This window comes from Mesorhizobium sp. YL-MeA3-2017, assembly GCF_030814575.1.
Taxonomy (GTDB): Bacteria; Pseudomonadota; Alphaproteobacteria; order Rhizobiales; family Rhizobiaceae; genus Mesorhizobium; species Mesorhizobium terrae.
Window position 1 is genome coordinate 5458173 of record NZ_JAUSVH010000001.1, and the last position, 15218, is coordinate 5473390.

General features: G+C 61.7%; 15 protein-coding genes. 7 read left to right on the forward strand and 8 right to left on the reverse strand.

What is annotated here, in order from left to right; translation table 11 throughout:
- Nucleotides 1-26 precede the first annotated feature (26 nt).
- Nucleotides 27-584: an OmpA family protein gene (locus tag QFZ88_RS25890; RefSeq protein ID WP_024926153.1), complete on the forward strand. Its 558-nt coding sequence runs from the start codon at nt 27-29 to the stop codon at nt 582-584.
- Nucleotides 585-696: 112 nt separating this feature from the next.
- Complete coding sequence (locus QFZ88_RS25895) at nt 697-1167, forward strand: DUF1203 domain-containing protein (RefSeq protein ID WP_024926154.1); 471 nt, start codon at nt 697-699, stop codon at nt 1165-1167.
- A 202-nt stretch (nt 1168-1369) separates the two neighbouring features.
- On the opposite strand, the gene QFZ88_RS25900 is transcribed toward QFZ88_RS25895, so the two are convergent.
- The 4 genes from QFZ88_RS25900 to QFZ88_RS25915 form a co-directional block, all read right to left on the reverse strand.
- On the reverse strand, nt 1370-2161 hold the full coding sequence (locus QFZ88_RS25900; RefSeq protein WP_024926155.1) for a molybdopterin-binding protein: 792 nt from the start codon (nt 2159-2161) through the stop codon (nt 1370-1372).
- A gap of 1 nt (nt 2162) precedes the next feature.
- Nucleotides 2163-3041 (reverse strand): cytochrome b/b6 domain-containing protein, encoded by an 879-nt coding sequence (locus QFZ88_RS25905; RefSeq protein WP_024926156.1) that lies wholly within the window; start codon nt 3039-3041, stop codon nt 2163-2165.
- A gap of 117 nt (nt 3042-3158) precedes the next feature.
- Entirely contained in the window at nt 3159-3839 is a 681-nt protein-coding gene (locus QFZ88_RS25910; RefSeq protein WP_024926157.1) for a DUF1345 domain-containing protein, read from the reverse strand.
- A 15-nt stretch (nt 3840-3854) separates the two neighbouring features.
- A complete protein-coding gene (locus QFZ88_RS25915; protein ID WP_024926158.1) occupies nt 3855-4328 on the reverse strand; it encodes a YaiI/YqxD family protein in 474 nt (157 codons plus the stop codon).
- A 71-nt stretch (nt 4329-4399) separates the two neighbouring features.
- On the opposite strand from QFZ88_RS25915, the gene QFZ88_RS25920 reads away from it, so the two are divergent.
- Together QFZ88_RS25920 and QFZ88_RS25925 are read left to right on the forward strand one after the other, a co-directional pair.
- Nucleotides 4400-4744 (forward strand): cupin domain-containing protein, encoded by a 345-nt coding sequence (locus tag QFZ88_RS25920; RefSeq protein WP_024926159.1) that lies wholly within the window; start codon nt 4400-4402, stop codon nt 4742-4744.
- A gap of 171 nt (nt 4745-4915) precedes the next feature.
- A complete protein-coding gene (locus QFZ88_RS25925) occupies nt 4916-6928 on the forward strand; it encodes an acetyl-CoA carboxylase biotin carboxylase subunit (RefSeq protein ID WP_024926160.1) in 2013 nt (670 codons plus the stop codon).
- A gap of 50 nt (nt 6929-6978) precedes the next feature.
- Here QFZ88_RS25925 and QFZ88_RS25930 read toward each other — a convergent pair whose 3' ends face one another.
- Complete coding sequence (locus tag QFZ88_RS25930) at nt 6979-7194, reverse strand: hypothetical protein (protein WP_244431280.1); 216 nt, start codon at nt 7192-7194, stop codon at nt 6979-6981.
- Nucleotides 7195-7435: 241 nt separating this feature from the next.
- Complete coding sequence (locus QFZ88_RS25935; RefSeq protein WP_024926162.1) at nt 7436-7663, reverse strand: hypothetical protein; 228 nt, start codon at nt 7661-7663, stop codon at nt 7436-7438.
- A gap of 271 nt (nt 7664-7934) precedes the next feature.
- On the opposite strand from QFZ88_RS25935, the gene dnaE reads away from it, so the two are divergent.
- The 3 genes from dnaE (at nt 7935) to QFZ88_RS25950 (ending at nt 12855) form a co-directional block, all read left to right on the forward strand.
- Nucleotides 7935-11414 (forward strand): DNA polymerase III subunit alpha, encoded by a 3480-nt coding sequence (gene dnaE, locus QFZ88_RS25940; RefSeq protein WP_137901734.1) that lies wholly within the window; start codon nt 7935-7937, stop codon nt 11412-11414.
- 61 nt (nt 11415-11475) lie between these two features.
- Nucleotides 11476-12273, forward strand: a complete 798-nt coding sequence (locus QFZ88_RS25945; RefSeq protein ID WP_024926164.1) for a potassium channel family protein — start codon at nt 11476-11478, stop codon at nt 12271-12273.
- A gap of 75 nt (nt 12274-12348) precedes the next feature.
- Nucleotides 12349-12855, forward strand: a complete 507-nt coding sequence (locus QFZ88_RS25950) for a hypothetical protein (protein WP_036254017.1) — start codon at nt 12349-12351, stop codon at nt 12853-12855.
- A 66-nt stretch (nt 12856-12921) separates the two neighbouring features.
- Here the strand turns inward: QFZ88_RS25950 and QFZ88_RS25955 are convergent, their stop codons facing one another.
- Together QFZ88_RS25955 and QFZ88_RS25960 are read right to left on the reverse strand one after the other, a co-directional pair.
- A complete protein-coding gene (locus QFZ88_RS25955; RefSeq protein ID WP_024926166.1) occupies nt 12922-13803 on the reverse strand; it encodes a DMT family transporter in 882 nt (293 codons plus the stop codon).
- A gap of 75 nt (nt 13804-13878) precedes the next feature.
- Nucleotides 13879-15207, reverse strand: coding sequence for a DNA polymerase IV (locus tag QFZ88_RS25960; RefSeq protein WP_024926167.1), 1329 nt, complete (start codon nt 15205-15207; stop codon nt 13879-13881).
- Nucleotides 15208-15218: the final 11 nt, after the last annotated feature.

Sequence of the window (15218 nt, forward strand, 5' to 3'; positions counted from 1 at the left end):
ATCGCGCCGAAATGAGGAGCCAATATATGATTTCCCGCCGTACTGTCGCCGCAGCACTCGTCGCCGCCATCGCGCTTCCCGGTCTTGCCCTTGCGCAGGCGCAAACGCCGTCGGCAGCCCAGATCGAGCGTACGCTGGAGGCTACGCCCCGCATGAAGCTGCGGCCCAGCGAACGCGTCACCATTCGCGAATTCAAGCGCCGGCCGGATCTGCGCCGCATGGCGCCGTCCATCGACATCCAGTCGATCAACTTCGCCTTCGGTTCGGCTGCCATCGCGCCGTCGCAATATGGGAAGGTCGAGAACATTGCCGACGGGCTCCATCGTCTGCTGCGACGTGACCGCCACGCCCGTGTTTTGATCGAAGGCCATACCGACGCGGTCGGTTCCTTCGCCTCCAACCAGGCATTGTCCGAGCAACGGGCAGCCTCGCTGAAGCGGACGCTGGTACGCGAATTCGGCGTGCCCGGCTACGCGCTGGAAACGGTCGGTTATGGCGAGGAATTCCTGCTCGTGCCGACGCAGAACGAGAATTGGCGCAATCGGCGCGTCACATTGCGCCGCTTCGACGACTTCATTCGATAACGTCGAACCGCCCGGTCGTTTCTTGCATGGCCGATTGCTATGCAGGAAACGGGTGGGAGGCGCCGGTTGACGATCATAGCTTGTGGTTCACGGAAATCGGAGAACCACAGCCATGTCCATCCTGTTCAAAGCCTTGCCGACCGATGCGGTGCGCGCGCTGCAATCCGGCGGCGCCGATGCCTATGGCCACGTGCCGGAGCGCGCGATCTCGGACGGCGATGGTGTACCGTGCCGGCATTGTCTCAAGAATGTCGCCGCCGGCGAAGCCTACCTCATCCTCGCCTACCGGCCGTTCGCAGAATTGCAGCCTTATGCGGAGACCGGCCCGATCTTCCTGCACGCCGAAGAATGTCCGCGCGCGGAGGAGGCGGCCGCTATCCCGGAGCTGTTTTTGAAGACAAAGGACTACATCGTGCGCGGTTACAGCGCCGATGACCGTATAGTCTATGGCAGCGGCGCGGTGGTGCCCACGCCGGATATTGCCGCGCGGGCAGCGGAGCTTCTGGAACGCGAGGAAATCGCCTATCTGCACATGCGCTCGGCTCGCAACAATTGCTACCAGTGCCGGATCGAGCGCGCCTGATGATGGCGGTAACGTGTGGTTAACCAAAATCGGTGGAAGATCATCCCAGCCTGTCATCTGGTCGTCGTATCGAGTGGCTATGAGGTGGGTGTCGAACGATTTCATCGACCGCGGATGAACCGGCGGTGAAACTCGACGGACGAGGAAGCGGGGTGCTAACCCCGCTTTTTTGTTTTCCAAGGTGCTTCAGGCGGGCGGCGGGTCAGATGCCGCCATACCAGTCATAGCCGTTGTCTTCCCAATAGCCGCCGCGACCACGCCCGAAAGCGCCGAAGGAATCGACCAGTTCGATGCCGCGCAGATATTTGGGCATCTTGTAGCCGAGCTGCCGTTCGACGCGAACGCGCAGCGGCGCCCCGTTTTCCACCGGAAGCGGTTTACCGTTCAATCCATAGGCCAGGATTGTTTGCGGATGGCGCGCGTCGATCAGGTCGATCGAGCCGTAATATTTGATGTCGCCGGACAGGTCGCGGTCGATCGTGTCGAGACAATGGAACATGACATACCGTGCTTGCGGCTTGACCACGGCCTGGTCGAGCACGAGCGACAGCGGCGTTCCCGTCCATTTGGCGATGCAGCTCCAGCCTTCCACGCAGTCGTGGCGGGTGATCTGGGTGCGGCTCGGCATGGCGATGAGCTGTTCGCGTGTCAGCGACAACGGCTTCTCCACCAGCCCGGTGACTTCGAGCCGCCAATCGACGAAATCGTTGGCAAGCAAGGCTTGGTAGGCATCGTCGTCCGGTGTGGTAACGCCGTTCGGACGCATTGGTTGGCGGATGTCGGCTTCGCCGAATTCCGGCGCCAGGGCATTGCGCCCGGCAAGCAGCCGCTGCGCCCGATAGGTCAGACCGTTAGCCCCCTCGAGGAAATTGCGCAGGCCCTGGCCCATGCCGAGTTGGTTATCGAAAGCATCGCAGCCCGAGAGCGCGATGCCGGACGCGCCAAGGCCGGCGGCGGTCAGGAACTTGCGGCGGCTGATCTGAAACTTGGCCATATCAGTTGCTCCGCTCGGCAGAAGAGGTTCCGTTTTCGGGCGGATCGGTCCGGTACCAGCCGGTGATGATGGAGCGCAGCTCGTTGATCGGGCCTGCGGCGAGGATCATCAGCATGTGGATGAGGAAGAACAGGACAAGCAGCACCATCACGGTGAAATGGATGGTGCGCGCCGTCTGCCGTCCGCCGAAGAGCTCGTTGAGGAAAGGCAGCACCGAATTCATCGATGGCGACATGGCGAGGCCGGTCAGGATCATCAGCGGCAAAGCCACGAACAACACCCCGCCATAAGCGAGCTTCTGCAGCGTGTTGTAACGACCGGTGTGATGGAAACGCAGGCGAGCATGGTCGAAGACATCGCGCGGAAGATTGCGGATATCGGCCAGGCGAGGGGCAAGGTCACGGCGAATGTGACCGTTGAACAGGCCGGCAATCAGCCACACCAGCAGCGTCGCGCTCAATGTCCAGGCAAAGAAGAAATGCACGACACGGGCGGTGCCAAGATCGTAGTAGGAGGGGATTGTCGCCCAGGACGGGAAGGCGCGGGCCGTCTCGTTGCCGGGCGGGCCCGACCAGCCGAGCACGCCGGTGGTGTCAAAGCGTCGACCGAAGATTTCGAGATAGCCGCGTGAGCCTTCATCGGCCTCGTCGGCGCCGATCTTCAGGATCGTGTTGTCGTAGCCGAAGCCGGATTCCTTGCCGATATAGAGCTGCGGCCGCGCATTGAAGATCTGCAGGCCGCTCAGCAGCAGGAAAAACAAGGCGAAGGCCCACACCCAATGCGTGAGCCGCGTCCATCGTGATTGCCGGTAGATGAGCGGGCCTTTTTGTGGCCGCCCGGTCTCGGCTTCTGCATTGCTGGTCTCGGCGGTTGCGTCCATCTTGCACCCCTTCAACCGCATTCCGCGGTGCGATTGGTCTCGCATCGTAATACGGACCATCGCCTCGTGATGTTTCACTCCATCACGATTTTGTGCTTCGTGCCTCGCTGCCTTGCATCAGCTTCCGCCGAGCGTAACGGCGAGATTGACCGCCGCCGCGACGATAATCGTGTTGAAGAAGAACGCGACCACCGAATGCACGATGACCAGACGGCGCATGCGTGTGGTGGTGACTTCGACATCGGCGGTCTGCGCCGTCATTCCGATGACAATCGCGAAATAGAGAAAGTCCCATCCTTGCGGCGGCGTGTCGCCACCCGGGAAGGAGAGACCACCGACCGGTTGGCGGACTGGCCTGCCTCTGGCGTCGCGCACTTCGTCGTCGCGCCAGTAGACATGGGCGTAGTGCAGCGCGGCCATCATGTGGATGGTGATCCAGCCAAGCGGCAACGACAGCAATGCCGCCAAGAGCTCCAGCGGGGGATGCTTGTGGTTGGCGTTGATGATGAGGAACAGGGAACCGATCGCCACGGCGATGACGACGGCGACCACAGCGAAGATAATGAAGATCGGCAGGTCGTCGCTGCGTGCCTTGAGCCGCAGATGTTCCGCCGTTAGGCCCGGCATTCGCCGCAGGATCATGACGATATACATCACGAAGAAGACGTCGGCGCCGATCGAGAAGGCGATGGCGATCTGGAAATAGCGCGCGACCAGGAATGTCGCGAGCCCTGTCGCAGCCGCGACCAGGAAAGGCAGGAGGCGGATCGCCGTGTTCTTGGTGAATGTCGTTTTCATGTTGGGCCGATGTCCTCAGCCGATTGCGGCTGATTTGAGAGCACGACGTAGGATGCGGTCCAGTTCGCCGAGGAAGCGCGAACGGTCCTGCGGCGTGAAGCCAGCATTGTAGCCTTTGCTTTCGCCGGTTTCGCGCAAATGCTGTTTCAGGTCGCGCATGGCAACCGCCATGCCGATGGTTTCAGGCGTGAAGGGCCGGCCGGTCGGGCCAAGCACATGGGCGTTGAGCGCCACCGCCCGCGCCGCCAGCGGAATATCGGCCGTAACTACGACATCGTTGGCTTTGGTGTTTTCGACGATCCAGTCATCGGCGGCGTCCGCGCCCTTGCTGACGACGACATTGCGGATCATCGGATCGCGCGAGGGCCTGAGCCCGCCATTCGAAACGAAGACGACCCCGACCCCGTGTCGCTCGGCGACCTTGATGACCTCCTCCTTCACCGGGCAGGCATCGGCATCGACATAGATGGCGGGGGCGGGTGGGGTCATCGTTTGCATCATGTTCCGGCAAGCGACTTCTTTGACTAAGGTCGATTCCGGCAGAAGGGAGTGAGGCAAGCATGGCACATGTGATCGAGCGCGAGCAATGGGCCGAGAAGCCGGATGTTTGGCATGGGGAGTTCCAGGGTGGGCCATACGGAGCGGAAGTTTCGGTGGTGTTCTACTCTTCCGACAGGATCGGCGGCGGTCCCAAGCTGCATAAACACCCCTATCCGGAGGTCTTTATCGTCAGGCAAGGCAGGGCGCTGTTCATCATCGGCGACAAGACGATAGAGGCCAGCGCTGGCCAAATCCTGGTTGCGCCGGCAAACACGCCGCACAAATTCTCCAATCTGGGTCCCGGACGGCTTGAAAGTACCGATCTGCATGTCGCCGGCGCCTTTGCAACCGACTGGCTGGAGTAATCGGGGATCATTTCTCGGCTTTCCTGTACATCGTTCGCGCCTGCAAGATTGCGCGGCTGGGCAGGCAAACCCGATTTGCATCCAACGAATGCCGGCACGGTGCATGCCGTAGCTTGAGCCCGGTCGTGGAAGTCCATAAAAGGTAAGGACTTACCGGAGGAAGCGGCGTCCATGTTCAACAAGATATTGATCGCCAATCGTGGCGAGATCGCCTGTCGCGTCATCAAGACGGCACGCAAGATGGGCATTTCCACGGTAGCGGTCTATTCGGACGCCGATCGCGACGCCGTGCATGTCGAGATGGCTGACGAAGCGATCCATATCGGCCCGGCCCCCGCCGCCCAGAGTTATCTCGTCGCCGACAGGATTATCGAGGCTTGCAAGGCATCCGGGGCCGAGGCCGTTCATCCCGGTTACGGTTTCCTGTCCGAACGTGCGTCATTCTGCGAAGCGCTTGAGGCGCAGGGGATCGCCTTCATCGGTCCGAAGCCCAAGGCGATCAAGGCCATGGGCGACAAGATCGAATCCAAGAAATTCGCCAACGCTGCCAAGGTGAGCACCGTCCCTGGTTGGCTGGGCGTCATCGAGAACGCCGACCACGCGGAAAAGATCGCCGGCGAGATCGGCTATCCGGTCATGATCAAGGCGTCGGCCGGGGGCGGCGGCAAGGGCATGCGCATCGCCTGGTCGCAGGCGGAAGTTCGCGACGGCTTCGACCGTGCTCGTTCCGAGGCGAAAAGTTCCTTTGGCGACGACCGTGTCTTCATCGAGAAGTTCGTTGTTGATCCGCGTCACATCGAGATCCAGGTTCTTGCCGACGCGCATGGCAACGCCGTCTATCTGGGCGAACGCGAATGTTCGATCCAGCGCCGCAACCAGAAGGTTGTCGAGGAAGCACCGTCGCCCTTCCTTGACGAGAAGACCAGAAAGGCCATGGGCGAACAGGCGGTGGCGTTGGCGAAAGCGGTCGACTACCAGAGCGCCGGCACCGTCGAGTTCATCGTCGACAAGGACAAAAACTTCTACTTCCTTGAAATGAATACGCGATTGCAGGTCGAGCATCCGGTGACCGAGCTCATCACCGGCATCGATCTTGTAGAGCAAATGATCCGCGTCGCCGCCGGCGAGGAACTGGCTTTCGGCCAGGGCGACGTGAAGCTCGACGGTTGGGCGGTCGAGAGCCGGCTTTACGCGGAGGATCCCTATCGCAACTTCCTGCCGTCGATTGGCCGGCTGACGCGTTACCAGCCGCCCGAGGAAGGCCGCTTCGGCGATATCGTCGTGCGCAACGACACCGGTGTCACCGAAGGTTCCGAAATCTCGATGTTCTACGATCCGATGATCGCCAAGCTGTGCACCTGGGCGCCGACGCGAGGGCAGGCGATCGATGCCATGTCGGAGGCGCTGGACGAATTCGTCGTGGATGGCATCGAGCACAACATCCCCTTCCTGTCGGCCTTGATGCAGCATCCGCGCTGGCGCGAGGGACGGCTTTCGACGGGTTTCATCGCCGAGGAATATCCGGACGGATTCGCGCCGATCGCGCCGGATGCGAAGGACAGGGCCGTTCTGGCGGCGATCGCCGCTTCGGTGGAATTGCTGCGCCGCGACCGGCTGGACCGGCTGAGCGGTCGGCTTGCCCCGCATTCGGGGGCATTGAAGCGTGATTGGGTGGTGAAGCTCGGCAAGGATTACCTGTCGGCGACGGTTCTTGAGGGCATGATCTCGATACCGATGGAACTCGATCTCTCGATCGAAGGCGGCAAGGCACTCACGGTGGCTTCCGACTGGCGGCCGGGCGAACCGGTCTGGCGTGGCACGGTTGGCAAGCACAGGGTCTCGGCCCAATTGCGGTCGCTGCCCAATGGCACGCGCATCGCCTGGAAGGGCATGTCGGTGACGGCGCTTGCCATGCTGCCGCAGACGGCGGCGATGGAACGGATAATGCCCGTGAAGCTGCCGCCGGACACTTCCAGGTTGCTGCTGTGTCCGATGCCGGGTTTGGTGGTCTCGATCGCCGTCGCCGAAGGGCAGGAGGTCAAGGCGGGCGACACCTTGGCCGTGGTTGAGGCGATGAAGATGGAAAATGTGTTGCGCGCCGAGCGCGATCTCAGGGTTACGAAACTGAATGCCAAGCCGGGCGACAGTCTGGCGGTCGATGCCGTGATCATGGAGTTTGCCTGAGGTCTGGCAAGTCATCCGGGGCGAGCCATTCGCCGCCCCGGATTTTGTCGTTAGGCCGAGACTTCCTCGACGCGCTGGTCGGTGACGACATAGATGCAGGCCCGGCAGGCCTCGCCGCCGCGTTGTGAATACCAGCGGCAACTGCCGCGGATGGCGCAGCGCGGCAAGTTGGCGGCCGGATCGATCTTCTGGTCGGCCATGCCCGCAAGCACCCGTTCGATGACGCCGCAGGAATTGCCCGTCCATTGCCGGCATTTTCCTTCCACGCACTTTCCAGCAAACCGAAAGCGCGCTTCCGGGGCACCGGTTTTGCCTGCCAGCGTTATGAAATCAGCGTCGATTTCCAGGCGTGTCGGGACAGGCTGCACGATGCCGTCGTCTCCGACGATGCCGATCAGAAGCGCGCCCGGTTCGGCAGGCGCGCTCGGGCACGATCTTTGACCGTCGTCCGAGCGCGGCGGTCTCGTTTGGCGTTGACCGGAAGGCTGCGCTGGAATGGGCATGGCATCAGCGCATCAGACCGCCGATTTCCTTTTCGATAGCGGGAAGCTGGCGCTGGTCCAGATGCAGGATCAGCCCCAGCCATTCCTTTGGAAAGCGCAGCACCATTTCAGGTTGAGTATGTGTTTCGGCCAGCCCGGTGAGGACCGCCTGCTGGATATTCCTGGCCAGTTTCTCTTCCATACCCTTGGCGAGCTTGACGCCCGACAGATCGACGACGAAACGATTGCTCATGATGATATCCTCCGTGAAGGTATTCTCGCAGGACTATCGTGCCGGCTTCGCGGTACAGGTGCTATGAAGCGCTTCACACAGGTTGAAGCGGACAGTTGTGCGCGGCGCGGGAGCTGTTTCTTGTGATCGAAGAGCGCGCGGTGACGACGAAGCTGGCAGGCAGCGGTGTGGCTGACTAGATTGATGGCAGCCGGATCGAGATTCGTTCACCAGATCGGAAATAGCCGTGACTAACGACGTCAGGACGCGAGATCCTCTCAAACGCGAGGCGATGATCGCAAGGAAGGGAGAAGCGCCGGCGCGCCCCTTCGTGCATTTGCGCGTGCATTCCGCCTATTCGCTGTTGGAAGGGGCCTTGCAGCTTGGCGCGATTGTCGGCCACGCGGTCAAGGACCAGGCACCGGCCGTTGCGATCAGCGACACCAACAATCTGTTCGGTGCGCTCGAATTCGCGCAGAAGGCCGTGAAGGACGGTATCCAGCCGATCATCGGTTGTCAGGTCGATCTGGCGTTCGTCGGCGAAACCAATGACGGCCAGCGGGATCGGCGCAGGCAGGGGCCGGACCTGAGGCCGGTCGTTTTCCTGGCGGCCAGCGAGGCAGGCTATGCCAATCTCGTTCGCCTCATAAGCCGCGCCTATCTGGAAACGCCCGCCGGTGAGCCGGTGCATGTCTCAACCGATATGGTTGGCGACTGCGCCGGCGATGTCATTTGTCTGACAGGCGGCCCTCGTGGGCCGATTGGCACCGCACTGTTTGACGATCGCAACGATCTGGCCGAGACACGTCTGCTTGCCCTGAAAACATTGTTCGGCAACCGCCTCTATGTCGAGCTGGAACGGGTGACCAACTACGATCGCGAGGTCGAACAAGCCACGATCGAATTGGCCTACCGCCACGAGCTCCCGCTTGTCGCCACCAATGAAGCCTTCTTCTCCTCACGCGAGGATTTCGAGGCACATGACGCGCTCATCGCGATTGCCGAGGGCTCGGTCGTTGCCGCCGATGAACGCCGACGCCTGACGCCGGACAATCACCTCAAGAGCCAGGCCGAAATGGCGCGCCTGTTCGAGGATTTGCCGGAAGCGGTGGACAACACGATCGAGATCGCCCGGCGTTGTTCCTACTACCCGAAGAACCGCAAGCCGATCCTGCCGCGCTTTACCGGTGCCGACGTTTCCGATGCCGAGGCGGCCGAGAGCGCTGAAGCGGAAGAACTTGCGCGCCAGGCCCGCGAAGGACTGAACGTGCGCTTCGCCACTCGCGGCCTCCACTCGGGTTTCACCGAGGAACAGTATCGCGAAAGGCTGGAGTTCGAGATCGGCATCATCCAGCGCATGAAGTTCCCCGGCTATTTCCTGATCGTGTCGGACTTCATCAAATGGGCCAAGCAACATGACATTCCTGTCGGCCCGGGCCGTGGCTCGGGTGCGGGTTCGCTGGTTGCCTACGCGCTTCTCATCACCGATGTCGATCCGCTGCGCTTCTCGCTGCTGTTCGAGCGCTTCCTTAATCCCGACCGCGTCTCGATGCCCGACTTCGACATCGACTTCTGCCAGGATCGCCGCGAAGAGGTGATCCGCTACGTACAGGCCAAATACGGCCGCGACCAGGTCGGACAGATCATCACCTTCGGTACGCTGCAGGCGCGTGCCGTTTTGCGCGACGTCGGTCGCGTTCTGCAGATGCCCTACGGCCAGGTCGATCGGCTCTGCAAGATGGTGCCGCAGAACCCTGCCAATCCTGTCAAGCTCGCCGAAGCAATCGCCAACGAGCCGCGCTTTGCCGAGGAGGCGGAAAAGGAGCCGATCGTCCAGACGCTGCTCGACATGGCGCAGAAGCTGGAAGGCCTCTATCGCCATGCCTCGACGCACGCCGCCGGCATCGTCATCGGTGACCGACCCTTGTCGGAACTGGTGCCGATGTATCGCGATCCGCGCTCGGATATGCCGGTCACGCAGTTCAACATGAAGAAGGTGGAGGATGCCGGGCTGGTGAAGTTCGACTTCCTCGGCCTGAAAACGCTGACCGTGCTGGAGAAGGCGGTAAAGCTCATCCGTCGCCGCGGCATCGACATCGACCTTGCCACTATTCCGCTGGACGACCCGCAGACCTACGCCATGCTGTCGCGCGGCGAGGTTGTCGGCGTGTTCCAGGTTGAAAGTGCCGGCATGCGCAAGGCGCTCATCGGCATGCGTCCCGACCGCATCGAGGACATCATCGCACTGGTCGCCCTCTATCGGCCGGGGCCGATGGAGAACATCCCGACTTACAACGCCAGAAAACATGGCGAAGAGGAAATCGCCTCGATCCATCCCAAGATCGACCATCTGGTGAAGGAGACGCAGGGCGTTATCGTCTACCAGGAACAGGTGATGCAGATCGCGCAAGAGCTTGCGGGCTACACGCTCGGTCAGGCCGACTTGTTGCGCCGCGCCATGGGCAAGAAGATCCGCGCCGAAATGGACCAGCAGCGCGGCATCTTCGTGTCCGGCGCCGTGGAACGTGGCGTCGCCAAGCCGCAGGCCGATTTCATCTTCGACCTTCTGGCGAAGTTCGCCGACTACGGCTTCAACAAGTCGCACGCCGCCGCCTACGCCATCGTCTCTTATCAAACCGCCTATCTGAAGGCGCATTATCCGGTGGAGTTCCTGGCCGCGTCGATGACGCTCGATATGTCGAACACCGACAAGCTGGCGGATTTCCGCCAGGATGCGATGCGGCTCGGTATCGAGGTCGTCGCGCCCTCGGTGATGACCAGCTTCCGCGATTTCGAAGTTGGCGAGAACAAGATCTTCTATTCCATGGCGGCGCTGAAGGGCGTCGGCGACGCAGCCGTCGAACACATTGTCGAAAGGCGTGGGGACGGTCCGTTCAAGAGCCTGGCAGATTTCTGCGAGCGGATCGACCCGAAAGTCGTTGGCAAGCGTGTCTTCGAAAGCCTGATCATGGCTGGCGCGCTTGATTGTTTCGGGCACGACCGCGCGCAGATGATGGGCGGTGTCGAGCGGATGATGGGGCTGGCGGCGCTGGCGCAGCAGAATGCCACTTCCGGCCAGGCCGACATTTTCGGCGCTTCGCTGGGAGCGCAGTCGCAAGCGCTCAACCTGCCGTTGAGCGAACCGTGGCTGGCTGCCGACCGCTTGTACCGCGAATTCCAGGTGGTCGGGTTTTATCTCTCCGCGCACCCGCTCGATGAATACAAGGTCGCGCTGCAGAAGATGCGCGTGCAGAACTGGGCGGAGTTTTCCGCGGCGGTGAAACGTGGCGCCTCGGCCGGACGCCTTGCCGGTACAGTGACCGCCAAGCAGGAACGCAAGACGCGAACTGGCAACAAGATGGGTATCGTGAACTTCTCGGACATGACTGGCCAATATGAAGCGGTGATGTTTTCGGAGACGCTGGCGCAATATCGCGACATGCTGGAAGCCGGCAAATCGGTCGTCATCACCGTCGCGGCGGAGGACAGGCCGGAAGGGGTCAATCTTCGCATCCAGACAGTGCAGTCGCTGGAGGATGAGGCAAGCCGCATCCAGAAAGCCCTGCGCATCTTCGTGAGGGATGCCGCCCCGCTCAATGCACTTGCTGGGCAGCTTGGCGTGAAGGGCGAGGGGCAGGTGTCCTTCGTGCTGATCAAGGACGGCGGGCAGGGGGAGGTCGAGATCGAGCTTCCCAATCGCTACCGCATCTCGCCGCAAGTGGCGTCGGCGATGCGGGCAGTGCCCGGAGTGATCGAAGTCGAGCTGGTTTAGGCAATCGGAACTCGTCCTGAAAACGCTGGACGAGCGGCATGGCTGACGCTACCCGATAGGCATGGCGTCTGAAGCGAAGCCCGAGAGCGGTACCTCCCTGGCGACATTGCGTGATCGCTTGCGCCGGCTCTATCACGGGCGCACACCCGAGGCCGTTCGTTTTCAGGCGGCGGTGGTGCTTGTCGACATCGTCATCATCGCCTTCTTCATCGCCACGCCCTTGCTGCAGGGTACGGCTTCCTTCCTGTGGCTGGACTATGCGGTGGCGATCCTCGTCGCCGCCGACCTGCTTGCGCGCCTGCTTGCATCCACCGACATGGTTCGGCTCATGCGGCAACCGACATCCTGGGTCGATCTGTTCATCCTGCTGACGCTGCTGTTTCCGACGGCACTGGCCAATCTGAGCTTCCTGCGCATCCTGCGCCTGTGGTCGCTGTCGCGAAGCGGGGTTCTGTGGCGGCATCTCGGCGGAGGTCGGTTTCTGGCCTGGCGCGACACCACCCACGCTGTGGTCAATCTCCTGACATTCCTGTTCGTGGTAACGGGCTTCGTCTACACCTTCTTCTTCCGGCAGGCTTCTGGGCTCGTTGGCTATGTCGATGCGCTCTATTTCACCGTGGCAACCGTCACGACCACCGGCTTCGGCGACATCGTCTTGCCGGGCGTTGCCGGCAAACTCACCTCGATCGTCACCATGATCATCGGCATTTCGCTGTTCGTGCGTCTCGCCCAGGCGATCTTTCGCCCGACCAAGGTCCTCTTTCCTTGCCCGCAATGCGGGCTCCAGCGCCACGAGCCGGACGCCGTGCATTGCAAGGCTTGCGGCCATGTCCTCAACATACCGGACGAGGGTAGCTGACCGTTTCGGAACGAAACTGGCGAGCGAACCGCAAGAAGTGACGTTAAAGTTCGTGCTTTGGAGAGAACAGAACGAATGTTGGTCCGCCTCTACCTGGGTGCAGTTCTCGTCGCCCTTTCCCTTGCGCAACCAGCTCATGCCGCGGAGCCGCGGTTCTTTGTCTCGATGGCCGGCAAATGGAGCGGCAAGGGCAGCTTCCGCATCAACACAAAGGCATCACCGGTCAGCGTTTCCTGCTCCTTCACCGCGAAATCCGGTGACGCGTTTCTAACGCTCGACGGCAATTGTCGCGGCTTGATACTGATTTCGCGCAGCATCGGGGTGCGGTTGAAGACCGACGGGCAGCGCTACAGCGGGACCTATATCGGCTCGCGAACCGGACCTGCCGCGTTGTCGGGGCGACGCAAGGGCCAGGCGCTCAACCTCGCCATCCGCTGGGCGAAACTGGTGAATGGCGACCGGGATGCCGAGATGCGCGTCGAGAAGATCGGAACGAATGCCATGCGCATCGTTACCATCGACAAGGACCTGCCGAGCGGCAAGTCGGTCGTCACAGCCCAGATCGACCTGAAGCGCAACTAGCGCGTCAGAACGAGAATCGACATCGGTTTCAGACAATCGGAGGGCGTAGTCGAAGCGCTGGGCGCGTCAACTCGCCGCCACTTCGGCGGGTTTTGCCGGTCGCTTCTGCAGGTTGAGCAAATTGCCCATCAAAATCAGCGCGGCGCCACCGGCGGTGAAGGCATCGATCTGCTCGTGATAGACCAGCCAGCCCAATAGGGCCGACAAGGGCACGCGCAGGAAGTCCATCGGCGAAATCAGCGTGGCGTCAGCATAGGTCAAGGCCCTCGCCATGCAGAAATGCGAGGACATGCCGGTGAATGCGATGGTGAAAATCCACGGCCACAGTGAAAGCGACGGATTGCGCCATTCGAGCAGAGCCGGAACGAGGCCGAGCACCGATTGCACGACGAGCATCCAGAAGATGATGCGCACCACGCTGTCGGTGCGCGTCAACGCCTTCACCATGACCACCGAGGCGCCAAAACAGGCGGCCGCGCCGAGAACAATCAGGTGGCCGGTATCAACCGAGCCGGTGCTCGGACGCACGATGATGACGACGCCGATAAGACCAAGCACGATCGAGGCGATGCGGAACTTGTTGAGGCGTTCGCCGAGGAACAAAACGGCAAGCAGGGCGGTCCAGATCGGGGTGGTGAATTCGATGGAGATCAGCACGCCGAGCGGGATCAATGTCAGCGCATAAAGCCAGGCACCCTGACCGACATAATGGATCACGTTGCGCGCGATATGCAGCGGCAGCCGTGGCGAGGCCATGGCGGCGAAACCACCCTGGCTGATGACCAGAGGCAGCAGGATGAACCAGCCGATCACCGAGCGCATCTCCAGAACCTGGAAGACGCTGAGCGCGCTTGTCGTCGCTCGTCCCGCGACCGACATCAGCAGGAAGGACGCGATCGACAACGCCATCCAGAACGCCGCTTTGGGGATCGAGGGAGCCGGTGCCATGAACGTTGTTTCGCAAGCCGGCCGTTATCCGGCAATCTGTAGACCCGCCAATCTTCTGGGCCAGAGGATGCGGCGTCAGTCGTCGAGATGTTCCGGCGGATGGGCATTGCGTCCCTTGCCGAACGTATAGCCGGTTTCCACCGCCTTGCGTCCGAACTTGTCGCGCAACGTGTCGATTGCGCCCTCGGCCAGCGCCCGCTTGCGCGATTGCAGATCGACAAGATCAGGCGGATCGGCCTTCTCGTCGTCGGAAAGGTCGCTGACGCCGATGCCCAGAAGGCGATATCTGGTGCCGTCCGCCTCCCGGCGCAACAGGTCGAGCCCGGTTGAAAAAATGCGGTCGGCGAGTCGGGTTGGATCGGCAAGCTGCCTGTTGCGTGTGCGTAGCTTGAAGTCCTGGCTCTTGAGCTTGAGCACGACTGTGCGGCCGGCTATGCCGGCCTTCTTCAGTCGCGCCGATACTTTTTCGGACAATGCCCGCAGCACCGGAAGAAGGTCGTCCATCTTGGCGATGTCGGTATCGAATGTCGTTTCGGCGGATACGCTTTTTGCGTCATGGTCTGGATGAACGCGTCGATCATCCTCGCCGCGCGACAGGCGATAAAGCCGATCCCCCATCACTCCATAGCGCCCCATCAGGTCGCTGCGTTCCATCTTCTGCAATTGGCCGATCATGCGGATGCCGTCGCGGGCCAGCACTTCGGCGAAGGCCTTGCCGACCCCCCAGATCATCGTCACCGGCTGCTCGGCGAGGAACGACACCGCTTCCTCCTCACCGATCACTGCGTAGCCGCGCGGCTTGCGGAAGTCCGACGCGATCTTGGCCAGAAACTTGCAGTAGGAAAGCCCGGCCGAAACAGTGATGCCGATCTCTTTCTCGACGGCTTGCGCGAAACGCGCCAGCACCAGCGCCGGCGGCAGGCCATGCAGTTTCTCCGTTCCGGCAAGGTCCAGGAACGCCTCGTCGATCGAGATCGGCTCGACCAGAGGTGTCAGCGCCAGCATCATGGCGCGCACCTCGCGTCCCACCCGCACATACTTCTCCATGTCCGGTTTGACGACGATGGCCTCGGGGCATGCCTCGAGCGCCTTGAACATCGGCATCGCCGAGCGTACGCCATGGATGCGGGCAATGTAGCATGCGGTCGAGACCACGCCGCGCTTGCCGCCGCCGACAATGACCGGCTTGTCGCGCAGCGCCGGATTGTCGCGTTTCTCGACCGCCGCATAGAAAGCGTCGCAGTCGATATGGGCAAGGTGCAGGCTGTAAAGTTCGGCATGGCGAACGATGCGCGGGCTGCCGCATCGTTCACAGCGCATCGCTCTGCTGCGCTGTGGCGTCAGGCAGTCGCGACAAAAACCATGCTCGGGATCGTTGACAGGTGCCGCCATCACTGCGAACATAAAGAGAACAT

What these genes read in the sequence shown, in the direction of transcription:
- dnaE (WP_137901734.1), top strand. Translation starts at nt 7,935, where the DNA reads ATGATCGCAAGGAAGGGAGAAGCGCCGGCGCGCCCCTTCGTGCATTTG.
- QFZ88_RS25900 (WP_024926155.1), bottom strand. Translation starts at nt 2,161, where the DNA reads ATGGCCAAGTTTCAGATCAGCCGCCGCAAGTTCCTGACCGCCGCCGGC.
- QFZ88_RS25910 (WP_024926157.1), bottom strand. Translation starts at nt 3,839, where the DNA reads ATGAAAACGACATTCACCAAGAACACGGCGATCCGCCTCCTGCCTTTC.
- QFZ88_RS25950 (WP_036254017.1), top strand. Translation starts at nt 12,349, where the DNA reads ATGTTGGTCCGCCTCTACCTGGGTGCAGTTCTCGTCGCCCTTTCCCTT.
- QFZ88_RS25905 (WP_024926156.1), bottom strand. Translation starts at nt 3,041, where the DNA reads ATGGACGCAACCGCCGAGACCAGCAATGCAGAAGCCGAGACCGGGCGG.
- QFZ88_RS25945 (WP_024926164.1), top strand. Translation starts at nt 11,476, where the DNA reads ATGGCGTCTGAAGCGAAGCCCGAGAGCGGTACCTCCCTGGCGACATTG.
- QFZ88_RS25960 (WP_024926167.1), bottom strand. Translation starts at nt 15,207, where the DNA reads ATGTTCGCAGTGATGGCGGCACCTGTCAACGATCCCGAGCATGGTTTT.
- QFZ88_RS25915 (WP_024926158.1), bottom strand. Translation starts at nt 4,328, where the DNA reads ATGACCCCACCCGCCCCCGCCATCTATGTCGATGCCGATGCCTGCCCG.
- QFZ88_RS25890 (WP_024926153.1), top strand. Translation starts at nt 27, where the DNA reads ATGATTTCCCGCCGTACTGTCGCCGCAGCACTCGTCGCCGCCATCGCG.
- QFZ88_RS25925 (WP_024926160.1), top strand. Translation starts at nt 4,916, where the DNA reads ATGTTCAACAAGATATTGATCGCCAATCGTGGCGAGATCGCCTGTCGC.
- QFZ88_RS25920 (WP_024926159.1), top strand. Translation starts at nt 4,400, where the DNA reads ATGGCACATGTGATCGAGCGCGAGCAATGGGCCGAGAAGCCGGATGTT.
- QFZ88_RS25935 (WP_024926162.1), bottom strand. Translation starts at nt 7,663, where the DNA reads ATGAGCAATCGTTTCGTCGTCGATCTGTCGGGCGTCAAGCTCGCCAAG.
- QFZ88_RS25895 (WP_024926154.1), top strand. Translation starts at nt 697, where the DNA reads ATGTCCATCCTGTTCAAAGCCTTGCCGACCGATGCGGTGCGCGCGCTG.
- QFZ88_RS25955 (WP_024926166.1), bottom strand. Translation starts at nt 13,803, where the DNA reads ATGGCACCGGCTCCCTCGATCCCCAAAGCGGCGTTCTGGATGGCGTTG.